The sequence below is a fragment of the Streptomyces sp. NPDC001231 genome (assembly GCF_042896885.1).
Taxonomy (GTDB): Bacteria; Actinomycetota; Actinomycetes; order Streptomycetales; family Streptomycetaceae; genus Streptomyces.
In genome coordinates this window covers 1-1,413 of the sequence record NZ_JBIAXS010000070.1, presented here as the reverse complement: position 1 = coordinate 1,413, position 1,413 = coordinate 1, and the positions used below count along the sequence as shown (strand labels likewise).

General features: G+C 56.6%; 1 rRNA gene (only partly in view). It reads left to right on the top strand.

From position 1 onward, the window contains the following. Positions 1 to 1,392, top strand: a 23S ribosomal RNA gene (locus ACFY3J_RS38745) (it extends 1,795 nt beyond the left edge of the window). Positions 1,393 to 1,413 lie beyond the last annotated feature (21 nt).

The following is a 1,413-nucleotide window of genomic DNA, read 5'->3' as shown; positions in this document are numbered from 1 at the left end:
CTGAGACCTGATGCCGAGCCGATTGTGGTGAAGTGGATGATCCTATGCTGTCGAGAAAAGCCTCTAGCGAGTTTCATGGCGGCCCGTACCCTAAACCGACTCAGGTGGTCAGGTAGAGAATACCGAGGCGTTCGGGTGAACTATGGTTAAGGAACTCGGCAAAATGCCCCCGTAACTTCGGGAGAAGGGGGGCCACGCCTGGTGATCACTCTTGCAGTGTGAGCTGGGGGTGGCCGCAGAGACCAGCGAGAAGCGACTGTTTACTAAAAACACAGGTCCGTGCGAAGCCGTAAGGCGATGTATACGGACTGACGCCTGCCCGGTGCTGGAACGTTAAGGGGACCGGTTAGCTCACTTTCGGGTGGGCGAAGCTGAGAACTTAAGCGCCAGTAAACGGCGGTGGTAACTATAACCATCCTAAGGTAGCGAAATTCCTTGTCGGGTAAGTTCCGACCTGCACGAATGGCGTAACGACTTCTCGACTGTCTCAACCATAGGCCCGGTGAAATTGCACTACGAGTAAAGATGCTCGTTTCGCGCAGCAGGACGGAAAGACCCCGGGACCTTTACTACAGTTTGATATTGGTGTTCGGTTCGGCTTGTGTAGGATAGCTGGGAGACTTTGAAGCGGCCACGCCAGTGGTTGTGGAGTCGTCGTTGAAATACCAGTCTGGTCGTGCTGGATGTCTAACCTGGGTCCGTGATCCGGATCAGGGACAGTGTCTGATGGGTAGTTTAACTGGGGCGGTTGCCTCCTAAAGGGTAACGGAGGCGCCCAAAGGTTCCCTCAGCCTGGTTGGCAATCAGGTGTTGAGTGTAAGTGCACAAGGGAGCTTGACTGTGAGACCGACGGGTCGAGCAGGGACGAAAGTCGGGACTAGTGATCCGGCGGTGGCTTGTGGAAGCGCCGTCGCTCAACGGATAAAAGGTACCCCGGGGATAACAGGCTGATCTTCCCCAAGAGTCCATATCGACGGGATGGTTTGGCACCTCGATGTCGGCTCGTCGCATCCTGGGGCTGGAGTCGGTCCCAAGGGTTGGGCTGTTCGCCCATTAAAGCGGTACGCGAGCTGGGTTTAGAACGTCGTGAGACAGTTCGGTCCCTATCCGCTGTGCGCGTAGGAGTCTTGAGAAGGGCTGTCCCTAGTACGAGAGGACCGGGACGGACGAACCTCTGGTGTGCCAGTTGTTCTGCCAAGGGCATGGCTGGTTGGCTACGTTCGGGAGGGATAACCGCTGAAAGCATCTAAGCGGGAAGCCTGCTTCGAGATGAGGACTCCCACCCACTTGATGGGGTAAGGCTCCCAGTAGACGACTGGGTTGATAGGCCGGATCTGGAAGCACCGTGAGGTGTGGAGGTGACCGGTACTAATAGGCCGAGGGCTTGTCCTCAGTTGCTCGCGTCCACTGTGT